13 protein-coding genes are annotated in these 19,746 nt (G+C 75.0%); 7 read left to right on the plus strand and 6 right to left on the minus strand.

Translation table 11 applies throughout. From position 1 onward, the window contains the following. From ACFXPK_RS03295 to ACFXPK_RS03305, 3 genes are all read right to left on the minus strand, one after another. Window positions 1-158, minus strand: a 158-nt coding sequence (locus tag ACFXPK_RS03295) for a hypothetical protein (protein ID WP_385071208.1), incomplete at its 3' end; no start/stop codon positions are given. Next, complete coding sequence (locus ACFXPK_RS03300) at window positions 139-438, minus strand: (2Fe-2S)-binding protein (protein ID WP_385071087.1); 300 nt, start codon at window positions 436-438, stop codon at window positions 139-141. The genes ACFXPK_RS03295 and ACFXPK_RS03300, both read right to left, overlap by 20 nt. Continuing rightward, window positions 435-1,610 (minus strand): NAD(P)/FAD-dependent oxidoreductase, encoded by a 1,176-nt coding sequence (locus ACFXPK_RS03305; RefSeq protein ID WP_384999303.1) that lies wholly within the window; start codon window positions 1,608-1,610, stop codon window positions 435-437. The genes ACFXPK_RS03300 and ACFXPK_RS03305 overlap by 4 nt, the downstream gene beginning before the upstream one ends. 96 nt (window positions 1,611-1,706) lie before the next feature. Here ACFXPK_RS03305 and ACFXPK_RS03310 point away from each other — a divergent pair, with 96 nt between their 5' ends. Next, window positions 1,707-3,113, plus strand: coding sequence for a CoA transferase (locus ACFXPK_RS03310; protein ID WP_385071090.1), 1,407 nt, complete (start codon window positions 1,707-1,709; stop codon window positions 3,111-3,113). A gap of 41 nt (window positions 3,114-3,154) precedes the next feature. Here the strand turns inward: ACFXPK_RS03310 and ACFXPK_RS03315 are convergent, their stop codons facing one another. Next, on the minus strand, window positions 3,155-7,918 hold the full coding sequence (locus tag ACFXPK_RS03315) for a HEAT repeat domain-containing protein (protein WP_385071092.1): 4,764 nt from the start codon (window positions 7,916-7,918) through the stop codon (window positions 3,155-3,157). A 142-nt stretch (window positions 7,919-8,060) separates the two neighbouring features. On the opposite strand from ACFXPK_RS03315, the gene ACFXPK_RS03320 reads away from it, so the two are divergent. The 6 genes from ACFXPK_RS03320 to rbsD all read left to right on the plus strand — a co-directional run bounded on the left by ACFXPK_RS03320 (window position 8,061) and on the right by rbsD (window position 16,506). After that, complete coding sequence (locus ACFXPK_RS03320) at window positions 8,061-10,118, plus strand: beta-N-acetylglucosaminidase domain-containing protein (protein WP_385071094.1); 2,058 nt, start codon at window positions 8,061-8,063, stop codon at window positions 10,116-10,118. Window positions 10,119-10,286: 168 nt separating this feature from the next. Continuing rightward, on the plus strand, window positions 10,287-11,423 hold the full coding sequence (locus tag ACFXPK_RS03325; protein WP_385071096.1) for a LacI family DNA-binding transcriptional regulator: 1,137 nt from the start codon (window positions 10,287-10,289) through the stop codon (window positions 11,421-11,423). Further along, a complete protein-coding gene (locus ACFXPK_RS03330; RefSeq protein ID WP_385071099.1) occupies window positions 11,420-13,066 on the plus strand; it encodes a sugar ABC transporter ATP-binding protein in 1,647 nt (548 codons plus the stop codon). Before ACFXPK_RS03325 ends, ACFXPK_RS03330 begins: the two co-directional genes overlap by 4 nt. Beyond that, entirely contained in the window at window positions 13,056-15,029 is a 1,974-nt protein-coding gene (locus tag ACFXPK_RS03335) for a substrate-binding domain-containing protein (protein ID WP_385071102.1), read from the plus strand. Before ACFXPK_RS03330 ends, ACFXPK_RS03335 begins: the two co-directional genes overlap by 11 nt. Window positions 15,030-15,100: 71 nt before the next feature. Beyond that, window positions 15,101-16,123 carry a ribokinase gene (locus ACFXPK_RS03340; RefSeq protein WP_385071105.1) on the plus strand — a complete coding sequence of 341 codons (1,023 nt, stop codon included), beginning with the start codon at window positions 15,101-15,103 and terminating at the stop codon, window positions 16,121-16,123. Beyond that, window positions 16,120-16,506: a D-ribose pyranase gene (gene rbsD / locus ACFXPK_RS03345; protein WP_385071108.1), complete on the plus strand. Its 387-nt coding sequence runs from the start codon at window positions 16,120-16,122 to the stop codon at window positions 16,504-16,506. Before ACFXPK_RS03340 ends, rbsD begins: the two co-directional genes overlap by 4 nt. Window positions 16,507-16,542: 36 nt before the next feature. Here rbsD and ACFXPK_RS03350 read toward each other — a convergent pair whose 3' ends face one another. Together ACFXPK_RS03350 and ACFXPK_RS03355 are read right to left on the minus strand one after the other, a co-directional pair. Then, on the minus strand, window positions 16,543-18,303 hold the full coding sequence (locus ACFXPK_RS03350) for a nickel transporter (RefSeq protein WP_385071111.1): 1,761 nt from the start codon (window positions 18,301-18,303) through the stop codon (window positions 16,543-16,545). Then, window positions 18,300-19,730 (minus strand): tetratricopeptide repeat protein, encoded by a 1,431-nt coding sequence (locus ACFXPK_RS03355; RefSeq protein ID WP_385071114.1) that lies wholly within the window; start codon window positions 19,728-19,730, stop codon window positions 18,300-18,302. The genes ACFXPK_RS03350 and ACFXPK_RS03355 overlap by 4 nt, the downstream gene beginning before the upstream one ends. Window positions 19,731-19,746: the final 16 nt, after the last annotated feature.

Raw genomic sequence — 19,746 nt, forward strand, 5'->3', positions numbered from 1 at the left:
GCGTCGACGAGCGCGACCCGGGCGCCCGCCCCGGCTGCGGCGACAGCGGCGGCGAGCCCGGCGGGACCGGCCCCGAGGACCGCCAGGTCGTAACGGACACGCCCGGCAGGCGGGGTGGCGGACGGGTCGGCGGACGGTTCAGCAGGCGAGGTCGTCATGGCCCGCCCCTTCCTGGGTGGTCACCCGGTCGCCGGGCGCGGCCTCCACCAGACAGGCGCGCCTGCCCGGCCGCCCGTTGACGGTGACCAGGCAGTCGAAGCAGACGCCGATGCCGCAGAACACCCCGCGCGGCTCGCCGCCCGTCCTGGTGCGGCGCCAGGAGCGGTGTCCGGCGGCGATGAGCGCGGCGGCGACGCTCTGTCCCGCCTCGGCCTCGACCGGCGCGCCGTCGAAGGTGAAGCGGAAGGCGGGGCGGCCGGTGGCCGGCCGGTCGCTCATACGGTGGCCTCCTCGAACCGGTCCGGGCGGAACGGTGTGATGTCCAGGTCCGGTGCGGCGCCGGTGACGGCCTGGGCGATCAGCCGCCCCGTCGCGGGGGCGAGCCCGATCCCGGCGCCCTCGTGCCCGGTGGCGTGCAGCAGCCCGGGGGCGCGCGGGTCGGCGCCGATCACCGGGAGATGGTCGGGGCAGTACGGGCGGAACCCCAGGTAGGTACGGAGCAGCCGCACCTCGGCGAGGAACGGGAAGACGGCGACGGCCTGGGCGGCGAGCCCGCGCACCACCGGCAGGGAGACCGTACGGTCGAAGCCGACGCGCTCCCGGCTGGCGCCGATCAGGACCGTCCCGGCCCGTGTGCCCTCGACCACCACCGAGGTCTCCAGACCCGCGTCGCCGCTGGCCACGTTGGCGACGTAATCGGCGGTGTACACCTTGTGCCGCACCACCCGGGGCAGCGGTTCGGTGACCAGGATGAACCCTCGGCGGGGCAGGACGGGGACCGGCGCGCCCGCCAGTGCGCCCAGGTGTCCGCTCCAGGTTCCCGCGGCGTTGACGACATGGCGGGCGTGGATCACTGGAGCGTCCCGCGCGGTCGTACGGACGCCGTGGACGGCGCCCCGGGCGTCACGGAGGAAGCCGGTGACCTCCGTACCCGGCAGGACGGTGACGCCCCGGGCGCGCAGATGCTGGAAGAGCCGCGCGGTGGCCAGCATCGGCTGGACCTGGCTGTCCTGCGGGTAGTACGCGCCGCCGGCCGTCTCCGGGGTGATGTTCGGTTCCAACGCGGCGACCTCGGCGGATTCGGTGTCGACCGCGTCGATGCCCGCCGCGCGCTGGGCGGCGGTGAGGGCGCGCAGGCCCTCGGCCGCCGCGTCCGAGGTCGCCACGACGAGTCCGCCCTTGGTCTGGTACTCCAGCCGGTCGGCGCCGACCTCCGCCGCCAGTTCGCCCCAGAGCCGGGCGGAGAGCAGCGCCAGGTCGAGTTCGGGACCCGGCACCTTGTCGGAGAGGAGGATGTTGCCCTCGCACGCGGCGGTGGTCCCGGCGCCGATCGCGCCCCGCTCGACGACGGTGACGCTCAGCCCGGCCAGCGCGCAGTGGTACGCACAGGCGGCACCCACCATGCCTGCGCCGACCACGACGACATCAGGCGACCGACGGGAGCGGTTCATCTCCGTACCATGTCATACGGCACTGTCCGCGTCACGGTCCCGGAGATCGCGGAGCGGGGTACGGGAACGGCGCCGCCGACGCGGGACAATGACCGCATGACGCAAGGAAACGACGCGGCGACCGCTCATGCGTGGGCGGTGCTCGGCGGCCGGGCCGGGCGCGCGGAATCGGTGACGTACGAAGGTGCGGGCGAGGTGCTGGCGGCCCGGCTGCCCGTGCGGGAACTGGCACGGGCGACCGTGGGCGTGTGCTCGCTGGCCGCCGCGGAACTGCTCGCGCTCCGCCGCGGCGTGCCCGTACCGGCGGTACGGGTGCGGGAGGGGGCGGTCGCCACGGCGTTCGTCAGCGAGCGGTATCTGCGGATCGACGGGCGGGCCCTCACCGGGTTCGCGCCGCTCTCCGGGTTCTGGCGCGCGGCCGACGGCTGGGTCCGTACGCACGCCAACTACCCGCACCACCGCGCCCGGTTGCTGGACGCCCTGGACATCCGGGACGCGGGCGACGGGCAGGCGACCGCGCGGCGGCTCGCGGACGAGCTGGCGACACGCCCGGCCGGGGAGATCCAGGAGACCGTGTACGCGGCGGGCGGCCTGGCCGTGGCGGTGGCGTCCACGCCCGAGGAGCCGACCGTCCCGATGGCCCCGGGCGGTGTCGCGCCGCCGCTCGCCTCGATCAGGACCGTCCCGGTCGAGCGGGGCCCGGCCGGGGAGAGCCCCGCGCCGCTGCCACCCGCCGCGCTTCCGGCCGAGGGGGTACGGGTGCTGGACCTCACCCGGGTCATCTCGGGCCCCGTCGCCACCCGCACCCTGGCGCTGCTGGGCGCCGATGTGCTGCGGGTGGACTCGCCGCGTCTGCCGGAGCGGCCCGACGCCCACACCGACACGGGCCCGGGCAAGCGTTCGACCCTGCTGGATCTCTCCGCCGCGGCCGACCGGCGGGTCTTCGAGGAGTTGCTGAGCACGGCGGATGTCGTGGTGACGGGCTACCGGCCGGGCGCGCTCGACCGGCACGGGCTGTCCCCCGACGCGCTGCTGGCCCGGCGCCCCGGCCTGATCGTCGCGCAGCTCTGCGCCTGGGGCTGGTCCGGGCCGTGGGCCGCGCGGCGCGGATTCGACAGTCTGGTGCAGGCGGCCAGTGGCATCGCGGCGAGCGAGGCGGCGGCCGACGGCACTCCGGGCGCCCTGCCGGCCCAGGCGCTCGACCACGGTACGGGATATCTCATCGCGGCCGGGGTGCTGCGCGCCCTGACGGAGCGTCAGCCCACGGGCGAGGGACGGCATCTGCGGTTCTCGCTCGCGGGCACCGCGTCCTGGCTGCTGCACGGTGTCGGACACACACCGGTGGAGGGCGGTCCGTACGATCCGGCCCCCTGGCTCACCGAGACCGCCTCGCCCTACGGTCCGCTGCGCCACGCGCTCACACCGGTGCACTACGAGGGCGCGCCGGTCACCTGGTCGCGTCCGCCGACGCGCTGGGGCACCGATCTGCCGCGCTGGAACTGACGGCCCGCGGCGGCGGCTCGTGCCTCCTGCTCCGGCCCCTGTCACGGGGGCCCGGTGGCGGTGATCCGGTCGAGGACGTCGGTGTAGAGGGGGCGCCGGTCGGGCCGGGCGTGTGCCGCCGCCCGGCGCAGGGCGGGGACCGCGCGGGCGCCGAGGACGGCCAGGCCCTCGGCCGCCGCCGCCCGCACGACGGGGTGGGGGTGTGCGAGCCGTTCGACCACGGTGGGGATCGCGGGTTCCCACGGGGCGTGGCAGAGGGTTCTGATCGCCATGCGCTGGATGTCGGGCTGGGGGTCGTCCAGCAGGACGGCGGTGTGGCGCAGATGGGCCGTGCGGTCCAGCATCGTCCGGGAGATCCGGTGGGCGCGCAGCCGGACCCCGGCCCGGGGGTGTGTCAGCAACCCGGCTATCACGGCGATCAGTTCGGGGTCACGGTCGGGTGCGGGGCCGCGGTGTTCCTCGGCCAGCCGGGTGAGCGCCCGGCGGATCCCCTCCGGGGTGCCGGTGCGTGCCAGGTCCATCAACTCCCGTCGGGACGGCCGCGGCAGGCGCCCGGTCGCCCCGGACGCCGGGCGGGCGCGGAGCGCGGCGAGGGCGGCGGCGTCCTCCCGTACGGCGCCGGGGCCCCGCAACGGGCCGGTCACCAGGATGAGTTCGCCGGCGGTACCGGCTCGCCCCTCCGCCCGCAGGCGGCGCCGGGTACGGGTCAGCGCGGGGGTGCGGAGCAGCGTACGGCCGACGAGGAGGTCGAGGAACCCCCAGGCGCCCGCGTCGAGCCGGTCCTCCAGACATGCCGCCAGGGTGTCGGCGTTCACCCGGCGCAGCAGGCGCGCGGCCGTGCGGCGTACATCGGGCGGTCCGTGCTCCCAGCGGTCGAGCAGCACGGGGAGCAGCGGTTCCAGCCCTCGGTGTTCGAGGGCGTCGGCCACGAGCAGCAGCCGGTCGTCCCGTACGCCTTCCCCGTCCAGTTCGGCCCGTCCTGCGGCGGTCCCGGCGAGGGCCGTCAGCGCGTCGGCGAGGTGCGGGCCGACGGGGACGGTGACGTGGCCCCGGAGGAAGGCATGGAGCACGGGGTGCGCGGTCTCCGGCTCGGGCCAGGTCAGCAGCGTTCGCGCGGCGGCGTCCCCGCGCTCCCCGCGCTCCCCAGGGGCCTCGGCCAGCAGGGCGAGCAGACGGGTGCGCAGGGCGTGGGAGCGCGGCTGGTCGAGATCGTCGCCGTGCACGGTCCGGGGCGCGGGCGGTGGTGCGGCGGCGTCCTCGGCGCGGGTCCAGGGCGGGGTACCGAGGGGCTGGAGGGCGGTCATCCAGTCGAGGAGTACGGCGCGGACCCCGGCCCCGGCGTCCGGGTAGACCTTGGCCAGCGCGGCGAGCCGCACCCGGGAGCCGGGCGGTGTGCCGTCGGTGCGGTGACGGAAGGCGTTCAGGGCGGCGGGGGTGTGCACCGCGTCCTCCAGCGCGGTGCGCCATGCGCCCTCCCGCGTCGGAGGGGCGGCGAACGCCTCGCCCAGCACGGCCAGTTGGGCCGTCCGGGGATCGGCGGCGAGCCGGGCGGCGGCGAGCGCCCGGTCGAGGTCGGCGCGGACGAGGACGGCGTCGCAGGCGCGCAGCAGGGAGAGCGCGGCGCGGGTTCCGGGGCCGGCCGGGGGCAGCGCCCGTACGGCGTCGGCGACGACCGCTCGCTCCCCCGCCGGCAGGGTCGGTACGGCGGCTTCGAGGACGGCGACGAGGGCGCGCCCGTAACCGTCCGCGTCGGCCGTGTCCGTTGGTTCCGGGGCGAGTTCGGCGAGTTCGGCGAGCAGGATGCCTGCCGAGTGGGCGAGGGTCCGCCGTTCGTGGTCGGTCCAGGGCGCGGGGCAGATCCGCAGGGTGAACCGTACGACGCGTTCCCGGGCGTCGGGCCGTGAATCGGCCAGGCGGAGCCAGTCGGCCAGCATCGGCCGGAGCGTGCGTGCCGTGTCCCCCGCCGAGGGGTCGAGCCGTTCGGCGACGCGCAGGGCCGTCGGTGCGTGCCAGCCCCCGGCCACCAGCGACCGGGCGTCGGCGTCCGGGTCACCGTCCGTACGGCGGGGCGGCCCGGCGGGGCGCCCGATACCGTGCGCCGCCAGTGGCTCCGCGAGGTCGTCGGGGCTCCCGGAGGCGAGGCGGACGCGGCCGTCGGCCACCAGGGCGAGCAGCGCGGGTACCACCGGTGACGCCTGGTCGGCCAGGGCGAGGACGGAGCGCGCGGTGGGCACCCCGTCGAGTCCCGCCGCCAACAGCCTTACCCGGTCGGCCTCTTCGGGGGCGCGCTCCGCCGCGGCGAGGAGGGCCGCCTGGTACGCGTCGCCGAGGACGGCGCGCAGCGCGGCGAGGAGCGCGGTGCGCAGCCCCGGGTTGCCGGTACGGCCGAGGTGACGCAGGAGCGCCGGGACCGCCGCCGGTGTGCCCGCGCGGGCGAGCGCCTCGGCGGCGGTCTTCTTGATGTTCATGTTCGGACGGTCGAGACAGGCGGCGATCGCGGGTGCGGCCCAGCGGGCCCGCGCGTGGCCGAGGGCCAGCAGCGCCTGGCGTACGGTCTGGATGTCCCCGGCCGTGGTCAGGGCGATGAGGCTCGCCGAGAGGGCACGGGCGTCGTCCCCGGTGCCGTCGGCGGCGAGCAGGGCGATGACGTGTTTGCGGACATGCCGATCGCGGTGGCGGAGCAGGTGATGCACGCGGGGGCGGGTCTGTGCGGAGGGGACGGCGAGGAGCAGCTTGAGCAGGATCGTCCGTTCGCCGTCGGTCACCCCGGGCCGGTCGAGCAGGTCCAGCGCCATGGTCGCGACGAGGGCGTGGCCGGCCTCCCGGGCGTCGGCGGCGTCGAGCAGACAGACCGGCCGGATCGCACGCCGCGTGTACAGCCGGCCGCCCAGGGCGCACAGGGCGTCCACGGCGTCCTGGGGCACCGCGGGTTCGGCCGTCGGTGTCCCCGCGGCGAACGGGCCTTTCCCCGGACGGGGTTGATCGGCCCCGGGCTCCCAGGACGCCGCGCCTGCGGCCACGACGCGCAGCAGGAGATCGGCGAGGACCGGCACCGTACCCGATCCGCCGTGCGCGGCCAGTCTGAGCAGCGCGGCGAGCGGGTCGGACGGGTCGAGATGGGAACGCAGCAGGGCGAGTTCCCGCTCGTCGGGGCCGCCGAGGCCGGCGGCGATCCGTGAGGGGAGCCGGGTGGGGTCGAGGCGCGACAGGACACGGCTGCGCAGTTCGGGGTCGGTGTTGAGGGACCAGAGCAGGTCCAGGGCCTGGTGGCGTACGGCCCGCAGCGCGGGGACGGTCTCCCGCGGACCCGTGGACTCGCCCCCGTCCGGCTCCCTCCGGCCTTCGCCCGGCCCCCTCTCGCCCCCGCCCTCGCCCTCGCCCGGATCGCCCTCACCCTCGCCCGGATTCTCCTCGCCCCCGTCCGGGTCTCCCCCCGGGTCGGCGGTCAGGCCGAGGCCGTCGGCCAGCATCCGTACGGTGCGCTCCCCGCCGAGCGCTTCGAGCGCGTCCAGGGCCGCGGCGGGGGCGGACGGCAGACAGGCGATGACGGCCTCCTCCCCCTCCGTGTGACGCAGTGCGCGCAGCGCGGCGAGGAACGGCTCGGGCGCGGTGACGGACGGCAGGAGGCGGGTGATCGTGTCCCCGATCGGCAGCTCCCCCGTTCCCTGCCGGGCCAGTTCGACGAGCAGGGCGAGCCGGCGCGGCCAGCCGGCGTCGTCCACGGGCGCGTCGGTGAGGGCGTCGCAGACCTCCCGCCGGCAGGTGAAGAGGACCGTCGCGAACGTGCCGGGCTCGATGGTGTGGTCCGCGAGGGCCAGAGCGACGAGCGCGGGTACGGCCGAAGGCGCCGGGAAGTGTCCGCGCCGGTGCAGTCCGCGCAGACAGCGCAGGGTGGCGCTGCCGAGCAGCAGGGGGTCGCGGGCGGCGAGCGCGGTGAGTGCGTCGATGTCGGCGCGCCGCGCGAGGGCGCCGAGGAGTTCCATGGCGCGCCGCCGCAGCCCCGGCGGGTGGGCGGGGTCCGCGACGATCCGCCGCAGCGGCTCGCGGTGGCCATGGCGGGCGAGGACCAGGAGCGCGGCGTCGGCGGTGCCGGGATCGGCGCCGGTGGTGCCCGTCCCCGTGGCGAGGAAACCGGGCAGCTCCTCGATTGGCAGCGGCTCCAACGCCGCCCAGGGTTCGGCGAGTTCGGTGAGGGCGGCGGTCGCGGTGCCGGGGTCGTCCGCCCGCGCCAGGGCGGCCAGGTGGGCGCGGACGAGGGCGGGGGCGAGGAGTCCGGCGTGCAGCCCCTGCCGGGCGAGCCGTACCGCCTCGGCGCGTACCACCCGGTCGGCGCACTCGGCCAGTTCGGCGAGCAGCCGCCGGGGCCGGTGGGCGCGGGTGAGGTCCAGGTCCCGGACCGCCTGGTAGAGCAGTTCACCCGGAGGTTCGGTACGGAGGGCTTCGGGTGTGTGGTGCAGTTCGGCGCGGAGCCAGGCGATCCGTACGCGCTCCGGCAGGCCGGCCGTGCGCCACGACGGGCGGCGCCCCTCCGGGACGTACGGTCCCAGACGCTCGTACAACTCCGCGAGGACGAGGGCGGATTCCGGCGGGCCCGTCACCGACCGGGGCAGCAGCGCGGCGAGTTCGGCACGCTCGGACGCGTCGAGGTGCGGCTCTCCGGCGACGGGGTCCGGAGCCAGCCGCTCGGCGAGGAGGACGAGTCCGCGATGGCGCGTACGCGGGTCCCGGTCCTGGACGAGCCGTCCGATGTGGGCCGGCGGGCGGGCGCGGGCCTCGGGGAACGGTGGGGCCGTCGGCGTCTTCACGTGCGGATCCTAAGTGGGATATTCACGTGCTGACCAGCGTAATTCACCCGGCCACGCCATCTTGACATGCACTCGCCCGAGTGATGGTTTAGACCAATCGGTCACCGGCCGGTGACCGGGCCCCGCTCCCCTTGGAGTTGCCGTGCTCCGTCGGTCCCGAAGGCACCACCCCGGACGCTCCCTTCTCGGCCTCCCCCTTCTCGGCGCCCTGGCACTGACCCTCACCTCCCTCACTCCACTCGGCCCACTCGCTCCGCCCGCCTCCTTCGCCGCCGCACCCGCCGGCGCGTCCTCCGGTACGCCCTCCGCCGCGTCCGCCCCCGCGGACCCGCTGCCGGTCGTCACCCCCACCCCGCAGCGGATGACCGCCACCGGGCGCGCGCTGCGCGTCCCGGACCGGGTACGGCTGGCCGTCGGCGAGGGGGCCGACGCCGCCGGGCTCACCGTGATCAGAAAGGCGCTGACCTCCGCCGGGGTCCGCGTGATCGACCAGGTACCGCTCGGTGGTACGGGCGCCGCTCCGCGCGACCCGCGCCTCACCGTCGTGGTCGGATCGGTCACCGACCCGGCGGTGGCCCGCGCCCTGCGCGCGGCGGGCGGGAGCGTCCCCGGCACGCCCGTCGCCGAGGGGTACGCGCTCGCCTCCGGCGCGGGCGACGGCCGTACCGGCGCCACCGCGGTCCTCGCGGGCAACGACGCGGACGGCGTCTACTACGCGGCGCAGACCTTCCGGCAGTTGGTGACCCCCGCGCGCCGGACCCTCGCCGCCGTGTCCATCACCGACCACCCCCTGATGTCCCTGCGCGGCAGCATCGAGGGCTTCTACGGCGCACCCTGGTCGCACGCCGACCGGCTCGACCAACTCGCCTTCTACGGCGCCGTCAAGGCCAACACGTACATCTACGCCCCCAAGGACGACGTGTATCTGCGGGAGAGCTGGCGCGACGCCTACCCCGCCGGGCGGCTCGCGGAGCTGCGCGAGCTGATCGACCGCGCCACCACCCACCACGTCGACTTCACCTACGCCATCTCCCCCGGGCTGTCGGTCTGTTACAGCGATCCGGACGACGTGGGCGCCCTGGAGAGCAAGCTCGAAAGTCTCTACGCGCAGGGCGCGCGCAGCTTCTACGTGGCGCTGGACGACATCAGTTACACGAGCTGGAACTGCGCCGCGGACCAGGCGGCGTACGGCGCTCCCGGCCGCGCCGCCGCCGGCCGGGCACAGGCCGATCTGCTCAACGCGGTGCAGCACGGCTTCATCGACACGCACGACGGTGCCGGGCCGCTCCAGACGGTGCCCACCGAGTACTCCGACATGGCCGACTCCCCGTACAAGAAGGTCCTGCGCGAACAGCTCGATCCCCGGGTGGTCGTGCAGTGGACGGGCAACGACGTGGTCCCGCCGTCGATCAGTGTGACCGACGCGCGCGCGGCCTCGGCGGTCTGGGGACGCAAGGTGTTCCTCTGGGACAACTACCCGGTCAACGACTACGGACAGACCACGGGCCGGCTGCTGATGGCCCCGTACGACCGGCGCGAGGCCGGACTGCACGAGGAGTTGAGCGGAATCGTCCTCAACCCCATGAACCAGGCCGCCGCGAGCAAGGTCGCCCTCTTCGGCGGGGCGTCCTTCGCGTGGAACGACCGGGATTACGACGCCGCACGCACCTGGCGCGCGGCGGCCGGCCACCTGGCGGGCGGCGACCCCACGACCACCCGGGCGCTGCTGGCCTTCTTCGACACCCAGCATCTCGCGCCGACGTTCGGGCCGGAGAACTGGCAGCCGCAGGCGCCCGCGCTGCGCGCCGCGCTGGACGACTTCCGCGCCGTCTGGTCCACCGGCTCCGACCGGGAGCGGCGGTCCGCGCTGCGTGAGCTGTCCGGCCGTGCCGCGCTGCTCGCCGACGCACCGGAGCGGATCAGGAACGGGGTGGCGGACCAGGGTTTCCTGCGGGAGACCGCGCCGTGGCTGACCGCCCTCGACCTGTGGGGCGCCTCCCTCGACGCCACGCTGGAGGGGCTGCGGGAACAGCTCGGCGGCGGCAGCGGTGAGCGGTTCTTCGCCGAGGCGGCCACGCTGGCCCGGCAGGCGGCCGCCGTCCGTACGATCCCGGGGACGACCCGCCCGCAGGGCACGATCAAGGTGGCGGACGGGGTCCTGGACACCTTCATCGCCCAGGCGCCGGGCCTGCGCGGCTGAGCGGGGCCGGGTCCCTCCTCCAGGGGGACCCGGCCACGTACGGGACGTGAGCGACCGGCCGGGTTTCATCACGATCCGGTTTCGAGACACCCCCAGGCTCTTGCCTTCTCCCTGTGAAATCGATTCCAATCCTCCGTGTAATCGATTCCACAAGGAGGTGGACCGACGATGGCGGCCATCAAGGACGTCGCGGCCGAGGCGGGTGTCTCCGCCGCCACGGTGTCGCGTGTGCTCAACGACCATCCGTCGGTCAGCCCGGAGTCCCGCGCCCGGGTGCTCGCCGCCGTCGCCGCGCTGGGGTACCGGCCCAACGCCGTGGCCCGCTCGCTGCGCACCGACGAGACGCGCACCCTCGGCCTGGTCATCAGCGATGTGCTCAACCCGTACTTCACCTCCCTGGCGCGGGCCGTCGAGGAGGAGGCGCGGGCCCTCGGCTACAGCGTGATCATCGGCAACGCCGACGAGCGGCCCGAGTTGCAGGACCACCACATCCGTACGCTGCTGGACCGCCGGATCGACGGACTGCTGCTGTCCCCCACCGACCGCGGGACGAAGCTGATCGACGACGCGCTGCGCGCCGGCACACCCGTCGTCTTCGTGGACCGGTGGATCCCGGGGGTGGACGTACCGGTCGTCAGGGCGGACGGGCGCGCCGCCGTACGGGACCTGGTCGGCCATCTGCTGGCGCTCGGCCACCGCAGGCCGGCGATCATCGCGGGCCCGGCGGCCACCACCACCGGCAGCGAGCGGATCGACGCGTTCCGCGCGGCGCTCGCCGAGCACGGGGTGCCGCTGCCGGACCCGTACATCGGCCAGGGCGACTTCCAGGCGGAGAGCGGACGCCGGGCCGCGGAGCGCTTCCTCGCCCTGCCGGAGCCGCCGGACGCGGTGTTCGCCGCGGACAACCTGATGGCGCTCGGCGCGCTCGACGCGTTCCGCGCCCGGGGGCTGCGGGTTCCCGAGGACATTGCGCTCGCCGCCTTCGACGACATCCCCTGGTTCGTGCACACGGACCCGCCGATCACCGCGATCGCGCAGCCCACGGACGAGCTGGGGCGGGCCGCCGTACGGGCCCTGGCGGACCGGATCGCGGGCCGCGAGCCGCCGTCCGTGACCCTGCCCGCCCGGCTGGTCGTACGCCGCTCGTGCGGTGCGGCCCTCCGGCCGGAGCGACCGAGTCCGCTCCCGCCGGAGCGGGCGGATCCTCCCCCGCCGGAACCGCCGGGTCCTCCCCCACCGGAACCGCCGGATCCCGTACCGCCGCAACGAACCCCATCAGCACGATCGCAAAGGAGCGACCCGTGAGTCACCCGGACGAGTTGCTGCGTGTCGAAGGGATACGCAAGACCTTCCCCGGCGTGGTGGCGCTCGACAGCGTCGACTTCGATCTGCGCCGCGGCGAGGTGCACGTCCTCCTCGGCGAGAACGGCGCGGGCAAGAGCACGCTCATCAAGATGCTCTCCGGCGCGTACCGGCCCGACGCCGGACGGATCCTCGTCGACGGGGAAGAGGTACGTATCCACGGCGCGCAGGACGCGGAGCGGCTCGGCATCGCCACCATCTACCAGGAGTTCAACCTCGTCCCCGATCTGACGGTGGCCGAGAACATCTTCCTGGGGCGCCAGCCGCGCCGCTTCGGCCTCGTCGACCGCAAGCGGATGGAGGCCGACGCCGCAGCCCTGCTGGAGCGCGTCGGTGTCACCACTCCTCCCTCCACCAAGGTCCGCGAACTGGGCATCGCCCGGCTCCAGATGGTCGAGATCGCCAAGGCGCTCAGCCTCGACGCGCGGGTGCTGGTGATGGACGAACCGACCGCCGTGCTGACCTCCGAGGAGGTGGAGAAGCTCTTCCGGATCGTGCGCGCCCTGCGCGAGGAGGGTGTGGGCATCGTCTTCATCACCCACCACCTGGAGGAGATCGCGGCGCTCGGCGACCGGGTCACCGTCCTGCGCGACGGCCGCAGCGTCGGCCAGGTGCCCGCGTCGACCCCCGAGGACGAACTCGTACGCCTGATGGTCGGCCGCAGCATCGAGCAGCAGTACCCGCGCAGGCGCGCCGAGCCCGGCACCGCCCTGCTCCGGGTGAGCGGGCTGACCCGGCAGGGCGTCTTCCACGACGTGGGGTTCGAGGTCCGGGCCGGCGAGGTCGTGGGCATCGCGGGTCTGGTGGGCGCGGGCCGCACCGAGGTCGTACGGGCCGTCTTCGGCGCCGATCACTACGACAGCGGCACCGTGCACGTGGACGGGACCGCCCTGCCCCGGTACGACGTCGGCGCGGCGATGGCCGCCGGGATCGGCCTCGTGCCCGAGGACCGCAAGGGCCAGGGCCTGCTGCTCGACGCCTCGGTGGCGGAGAACCTGGGTCTGGTCACCCTGCGCGCCGCGACCCGTGGCGGGCTGGTGGACCGCAGGGCCCAGCACACCGCGGCCGCCCGGATGGCCGGACAACTCGGCGTGCGGATGGCGGGACTCGAACAGCGGGTGGGCACCCTGTCGGGCGGGAACCAGCAGAAGGTCGTCATCGGCAAGTGGCTGCTGGCCGAGGTCCGGGTGCTGATCCTGGACGAGCCGACGCGCGGTATCGACGTCGGCGCGAAGGTCGAGATCTACCAGCTCGTCAACGAACTCACCGCCGCGGGCCACGCCGTACTGATGATCTCCAGCGATCTGCCGGAGGTGCTCGGCATGAGCGACCGGGTGCTGGTGATGGCCCAGGGCCGGATCGCCGGTGAACTCAGCGCCGAAGAGGCCACCCAGGACGCGGTGATGGCGCTCGCCGTGAGCACCGGGCCCTCCCCCGCCGGCCCCACGACCGGCCCCGCGGCACCGGGCACGAAGCCCAGCGCGACACCCGACGCGACACCGAACACGACACCGAACACGGCACCGAACGCGACCACCAGCAGCACGGACGACGAAGAAGGAGTGGAGGGCTCCCGTGGCCACTGACACGCTGAAGAGCGAGAAGAACACAACGGGCGGCGGTGGCGCCCCGGGGCTCCGCCGTCTCCTGCTCGACAACGGCGCCCTGAGCGCCCTGGTCGTCCTGGTGGTGGCGATGTCGCTGCTGTCGGGCGACTTCCTGACCACGCAGAACCTGCTGAACGTCGGTGTGCAGGCCGCCGTGACCGCGATCCTCGCGTTCGGTGTCACCTTCGTCATCGTCACGGCGGGCATCGACCTGTCGGTCGGCTCGGTCGCCGCGCTCTCCGCGACCGTCCTGGCCTGGTCGGCGACGTCCGAGGGAGTGCCGGTGTGGCTGGCCGTCATCCTCGCCGTCGCCACCGGTATCGCGTGCGGGTTCGTCAACGGCGCGCTCGTCTCGTACGGCAAACTCCCGCCGTTCATCGCCACGTTGGCGATGCTGTCAGTGGGCCGCGGCCTCTCCCTGGTGATCTCGCAGGGCAGCCCGATCGCCTTCCCCTCCTCGGTCTCGCGGCTGGGCGACACCCTCGGCGGCTGGCTGCCCGTGCCGGTCCTGGTGATGATCGTGATGGGGCTGATCACCGCGGTCGTCCTCGGCCGCACCTACCTCGGCCGCTCGATGTACGCGATCGGCGGCAACGAGGAGGCGGCGCGCCTCTCCGGGCTGCGGGTCAAGCGTCAGAAGGTCGCCGTCTACGCCCTGTCCGGGCTGTTCGCCGCCGTCGCGGGCATCGTCCTCGCCTCCCGGCTCTCCTCGGCGCAGCCGCAGGCCGCGCAGGGGTACGAACTCGACGCGATCGCCGCCGTCGTCATCGGCGGCGCCAGCCTGTCGGGCGGGGTGGGCAAGGCGTCCGGCACCCTGATCGGCGCGCTGATCCTCGCGGTGCTGCGCAACGGCCTCAACCTGCTGTCGGTGTCGGCGTTCTGGCAGCAGGTCGTCATCGGTGTGGTCATCGCGCTCGCGGTGCTCCTCGACACGGTGCGCCGGCGGGCCGGATCCACCCCCGTGACGGGCGGCGCGGGCGGCGCGGCCGGTGGGGGCGGGCCCGGGGGCAAGAAGGCGCAGGCCGTGAAGTACACGGTCGCGGCGGTGCTGGTGGCCGCCGTCATCGGCGGTGTCTCCTTCTGGAACAACGGCTCCTCCGGCGGCGGGACCAAGCTGGGGCTGTCCGTCTCCACCCTGAACAACCCGTTCTTCGTGCAGTTGAAGGCGGGCGCCCAGGCCGAGGCGAAGGCGAAGGGCGTCGACCTGACCGTCACCGACGCGCAGAACGACGCCTCCCAACAGGCCAACCAGATCCAGAACTTCACCAGTGAGGGCATGTCCTCGGTGATCGTCAACCCGGTCGACTCGGACGCCTCGGGCCCCTCGGTGCGCGCCGCCAACCAGGCGGACATCCCGGTGATAGCCGCCGACCGCGGTGTCAACAGGGCGGAGGTCGCGGCGCTCGTCGCCTCCGACAATGTCGCGGGCGGCGAGCAGGCGGCCCGTACCCTGGCCGACAAGCTCGGCGGTAAGGGCCGCATCGTGATCCTCCAGGGCACGGCGGGCACCTCCGCGAGCCGGGAGCGCGGCGCGGGCTTCGCCCAGGGCATCAAGGCGTACCCGGGGATCGAGGTCGTCGCGAAGCAGCCCGCGGACTTCGACCGCACCAAGGGCCTCGACGTGATGACGAACCTGCTCCAGGCCAACGCTGGTGTGAACGGTGTGTTCGCGGAGAACGACGAGATGGCGCTCGGCGCGATCAAGGCGCTGGGCGCCAAGGCCGACACGTCCGTACCGGTGGTCGGTTTCGACGGCACGCCCGACGGGCTGAAGGCGGTCGAGGCGGGCACCCTGTACGCGTCGGTGGCGCAGCAACCCCGCGAGCTGGGCAAACTGGCCGTACGCAACGCGATCGAGGCGGCGGCGGGCAAGAAGATCGACGCGACGGTGAAGGTGCCGGTGAAGGTGGTCACGGCGGAGAACGTGGCCGACTTCTCCTGACCGCCGCGTGGGTCCCGTACCCCCGCGGCCCCGCACGCCCCCCACCCCCGAGAAGACGGAGAGAGACAGCGATGTACGACTACGAGCTGCTGGTCGTGGGGTCGGCCAACGCCGACCTGGTGATCGGCGTCGAGCGGCGCCCCGGCCCCGGCGAGACCGTCCTCGGCTCGGACCTGTCGGTCCATCCGGGCGGCAAGGGCGCCAACCAGGCCGTGGCCGCCGCCCGCCTCGGCGCCCGTACGGCGCTGCTCGCGCGGGTCGGTGACGACGCGCACGGCCGGCTGCTCCTCGACTCGCAGCGCTCGGCGGGGGTCGACACGGCGGGGGTACGGTCCGGCGGGGCGCCCACCGGGGTCGCGCTGATCACGGTGGACCCGTCCGGGGACAACAGCATCGTGGTGTCCCCGGGCGCCAATGCCCGGCTCTCCCCGGAGGACGTACGGGACGCCGCGGCCCTGCTGGCCGCCTCGCGGGTGGTCTCCACCCAGTTGGAGATCCCGCTGGAGACGGTCACCGAGGTGGTACGGGGGCTGGCGCCGGGCAGCCGCTTCGTCCTCAACCCGTCGCCTCCGGTGGAGCTGCCCGCCGAGATCCTGGCGGCGTGCGATCCGCTGATCGTCAACGAGCACGAGGCGCGGGTCGTGCTGGGCGCGGCGGCGGACCCGGAGGGGGCCCCGGACGGCGACCCGACGGGGAACCCGCGCGGGGATTCGAGCGAACCGGCCGACTGGGCAAGGGCGTTGCTCGCCCTGGGGCCGCGCTCCGTGGTCATCACCCTGGGCGAGCGCGGCGCGCTGGTCGCGGACGCCCGTACGACGACGCTCGTTCCGTCCGTACGGGTGCGGGCCGTGGACACCACGGGCGCCGGGGACGCGTTCACCGCGGCGCTGGCGTGGCGGCTCGGCGCGGGCGAGGAGCTGGCGGCGGCCGCGGCGTACGCGGCGCGGGTGGGCGCCGTCGCGGTCACCCGGGCGGGCGCGCAGGTGTCGTTCCCGACGGCCGCGGAGGTGGCGTCGCTGCCCGGCGGGGAGCCTTCGGGCGCACCGGGGTCCCCGGATCCGTCGGAACCCTCGGCGCCGGGGGTGTCCCGGTGAAGAGGTCAGGGATCCTGAATCGTCATCTCGCGGGCGCCACAGCGGAGTTGGGTCATGGCGACGGGGTGCTGATCTGCGATGCGGGCATGCCGGTCCCGGCCGGTCCCCGCGTGGTGGACCTGGCGTTCGTGGCCGGTGTGCCGTCCTTCGCCCAGGTGCTGGACGGGCTGCTGGGCGAGCTGGTCGTGGAGGGCGCGACCGCCGCCCACGAGGTGCGGGAGGCGAACCCGGAAGCGGCGCGGCTGCTGGCGCGGCTCCCGGATCTCGGCTTCGTCCCGCACGAGGAGCTGAAGGCGCTGTCGGCGGGCGCGCGGCTGATCGTACGGACCGGTGAGGCGCGCCCGTACGCGAACGTGCTGCTGCGGTGCGGCGTCTTCTTCTGATCCGGCCCCGGCCCTGAGCGGCCTCCCCCCGGCGGCTCATCCCAGGCCGGTCAGGACCCCCCGGAGCAGCAGTCCGCAGCCGAGGGCGAGAACGACGGCGGCCGAGGCGAACGGGGCCGCCCGGTGGGCCAGGGCCAGGAAGCGGCCCCGGGGGCGGGTGGCCAGTCTGCGGGTGGTGGTCTCGCGCAGCCGTACCACCGCGAACCCGGCCCCGGCGAGGGTGACGGCGAGCCCGGCCCCGTACGCGATCACCAGCAGGAAGCCGAACCACGCCTGTCCGAGGGCCGCCGCGCCGACCAGTACGACGACGGCGGACGGGCTCGGGACCAGTCCGCCCGCGAAGCCGAGAAGGATGATCCCGCGGAGTCCGGGGGCGGGCGGGAGATGGCTGCGGGCGTGGGCGAGCGCGTGGGCGTCGTCGTCCTGACCGTGGGTGTGTCCGTGGGTGTGCCCGTGGTCGTGTGCGTGCCCGTGCCCGTGGTCGTGCGTGTGTCCGTGGTCGTGTGTGTGCTTATGGTCGGGTGCGAGGTCGTGTGCGTGCTCCGTGCGCTGCGCCGTGAGCGTGGCCACCCCGCCCGTGACCGGTGTGCGGTCGTGGCTGTGCCCGTGAGGGTGTGCCGACGCGCGCGGCGGGTGGGTGTGGGTGTGCCCATGGGAGTGGGGGTGGGGGTGGCCGTGCGTGTGTCCCCGTGGGCCGCGCCGGTGGCGCCACGCCCTGCGCAGCAGCAGCGCGCCCGCGATCGCGACCAGCGCCCCGCTCGCGAGGGAGAGCCAGAACACCACCGTGGGCGCCGCCGCGGAACCCGCCACGATCAGCGCGCCGAGCGCGAAGACACCGAGCGTGTGCGTCATCGTCACGGAGAACCCGAGGGCCAGCACATCGCGCAGGGAGCTGCGCCCGCCCGCCGTCGCCGCGGCGGCCATCATCGTCTTGCCGTGCCCCGGTGCCAGTGCGTGCATGGCGCCCAGCAGCAGGGACACACCGAGCGCGAACGCCGCGAAGCCGAAGGTCAGTTCGTGCCGGGCCACCAGTCCGGTGAGGGCCTGCGCCCAGCGGTCGGCCCCGCGCGGCAGCACCCCGGCCACCGGGGAGCCGTCCGTGTCCTCTCCGTCCCCGGACAGCGCGGGGCCGCCGGCCCGGGCCGTGAGCGCGGCCGACCTCCGGTCGGGGGGTGAGGAGAGCAGATCGCCGGGGTACGAGGTCAGGCGCCGCGAGACGGAGTCACGCGGCAGCTCCCCCGTCTCCGTGAGCGTCGTCCGGTCGCCCCGCGCGGTGATCTCCCGCCAGCCGGCACCGGTCGCGACGCCCGCCGGGTGGTACGTGATCCGCTGCGGCGAGTCGTCCGGCAGCGGCGCCGTCAGCGCGCAGGTCACCCGGAGCGTCCGCAGTCCGGCCTGTCCCGGGTGCTCCCGTGCCCGCGCGGCTCCCGCCGTGACGGGGGCGGCCTCGCCGCCGCCCTCCCCCACCGTCAGCCGGGCGCCGGAGGCGGCCGTGGCACACCGCTCCGCTGCCCACGCGGCGAGTTCGGCGGCGTCCAGCTCGTCGTTCCCGTCGGTGTCGATGCGCCCGCGTTCCTGCGCGGCCGGGATCTCCGCCAGGTCCTCCACATGGTCCACGCGCAGGGTGCCCGGAGCGACGACCAGCCCGTCGTACTGGCTGACGGTGAAGTTCCCGAGCGGGTGCGCCTGCGCGGCCTGGGCGGGCAGCAGTGCGAGCGCCGCCCCCGCCGCGAGGGTGGCGAGCGCGGTGGCGGTGGTACGCCGTACCGGCCGCCGGGTCGTGCGCCGTACCGTCATGAGTCCTCCCGGGGTCCGGATCCGGTGAGCGCGGACAGCGTGGCGGTGGCCTCGCGCGCGCCGGTGGGCGAGAAGCCCGGGTTCAGTTCGAGCGCGGCGGTCAGGGAGCGGCGCGCGGCCTTGTCGTCGCCGAGGGCCCGCTCGATCATGCCGCGGTGGTGGAGGAACGAGGCGTTGCGGTAGCCGGGCGACGCGGCGGTCGCTTTCTTCGCGTACGTGAGCGCCTCGCGGTCCTTGCCGTTCGCGTGGAGCGCCCAGGCGAGCGCGTCCGCGGTGTGGACGCTCTCGCGGCGGGACCACTCGGCGCGCGCCGCTTCGAGGGCCTGTCCGGCGTCGCCGTGGTCGGCCTCCACGAGGGCGGACTCCAGATCGGTGGCGACCCCGTTGGCGCGGGCCAACGTGGTCCAGACACCGATGAGTTCGTACTGCTCCTCGGCCTGTTCGCGCTGTCCGGACGCCTCGTACAGCTCGCCGAGCGCGGCGAGCTGACCGGGCAGGGGGTAGCGGCGTACGACCTCTTCGAGATCGTTCAGGGCCTCCTCGGTCCTGCCCTGCGCGGCATGGGTCCGTCCGCGCCCCTCCAGCGCGGGCACATACCGGGGGTCGGCGCGCAGCGCGGTCGCGTAGTGGCCGAGGGCGTCGGCGTACTTCCCCCGGCTCCAGTCGAGTTGGCCGAGCGTGGTGGCGACGTACGCGACATCGGCGGTGCTGGAGGCGGAGTTCAGCGCCCGCAGCAGCACCTCGCGGGCGCCCTCGACGTCGCCGCGCAGCTCCCGTACGTACGCGTACCGGGTGAAGACGGGGAGGCCGGGGCGGCGGCCGTCGGCGAGTTCGACGGCCTTCGACGCCTCGTCGTAGCGGCCGAGTTCGACCAGTGCGTCGACCCGGGTGGAGAGCGCGCGCTCGCTGTACGGGTTGACGCGCAGCGCCCGGTCGGCCTGGTCCAGCGCGGCGGGGAAGTCGTGCCGGGCGGCGGCCAGTGCCGAACGCCCGGCGAGTGCCGCGTCGTTCTCGTCGGCGGGGCGCAGCGCGAGGGAGCGCCCGAACGCCTTCTCCGCCTGCGGGTAGCGCGTGGGGTCGCCGCTGGTCCTGGCCTGCTCGACATAGGCCGCGCCGAGGGTCGCCCAGCCGGTGGCGTCCCTGGGCTGCTCCTTGAGGTGTTTCTGGAGGGATTCGATGCCCTGGGCGAGGTCCCCCGAGGTGAGCCGCTCGACGGGGGCGCTCGCCGTGAGCGCGGGCGCGCTCCGTACGCTCGGGTCCTCCTCGCCGACCGCGCCGAAGGCCACCGAGGTCGCGGTGAGCACGAGGGCGGCGGCCGTGACGGTGAGGACATGGCGCCTGCGTCCCGTGTCCGCGGCCGTCCGCTCCCCCTCGCCCCCGCCCTCGTGCGCACGCCGTCGCGCGAACTGCGGCTTCCGTACGAGCATCGCTCTCGCCTTCCTC

The organism is Streptomyces sp. NPDC059142 (assembly GCF_042755665.1).
Lineage (GTDB): Bacteria > Actinomycetota > Actinomycetes > Streptomycetales > Streptomycetaceae > Streptomyces.

Bases quoted from the DNA above. Each gene is read 5' to 3' on its own strand.
- ACFXPK_RS03300 (WP_385071087.1), bottom strand. From the start codon at position 438: ATGAGCGACCGGCCGGCCACCGGCCGCCCCGCCTTCCGCTTCACCTTC.
- ACFXPK_RS03305 (WP_384999303.1), bottom strand. From the start codon at position 1,610: ATGAACCGCTCCCGTCGGTCGCCTGATGTCGTCGTGGTCGGCGCAGGC.
- ACFXPK_RS03310 (WP_385071090.1), top strand. From the start codon at position 1,707: ATGACGCAAGGAAACGACGCGGCGACCGCTCATGCGTGGGCGGTGCTC.
- ACFXPK_RS03325 (WP_385071096.1), top strand. From the start codon at position 10,287: ATGGCGGCCATCAAGGACGTCGCGGCCGAGGCGGGTGTCTCCGCCGCC.
- ACFXPK_RS03340 (WP_385071105.1), top strand. From the start codon at position 15,101: ATGTACGACTACGAGCTGCTGGTCGTGGGGTCGGCCAACGCCGACCTG.
- ACFXPK_RS03350 (WP_385071111.1), bottom strand. From the start codon at position 18,303: ATGACGGTACGGCGCACGACCCGGCGGCCGGTACGGCGTACCACCGCC.
- ACFXPK_RS03355 (WP_385071114.1), bottom strand. From the start codon at position 19,730: ATGCTCGTACGGAAGCCGCAGTTCGCGCGACGGCGTGCGCACGAGGGC.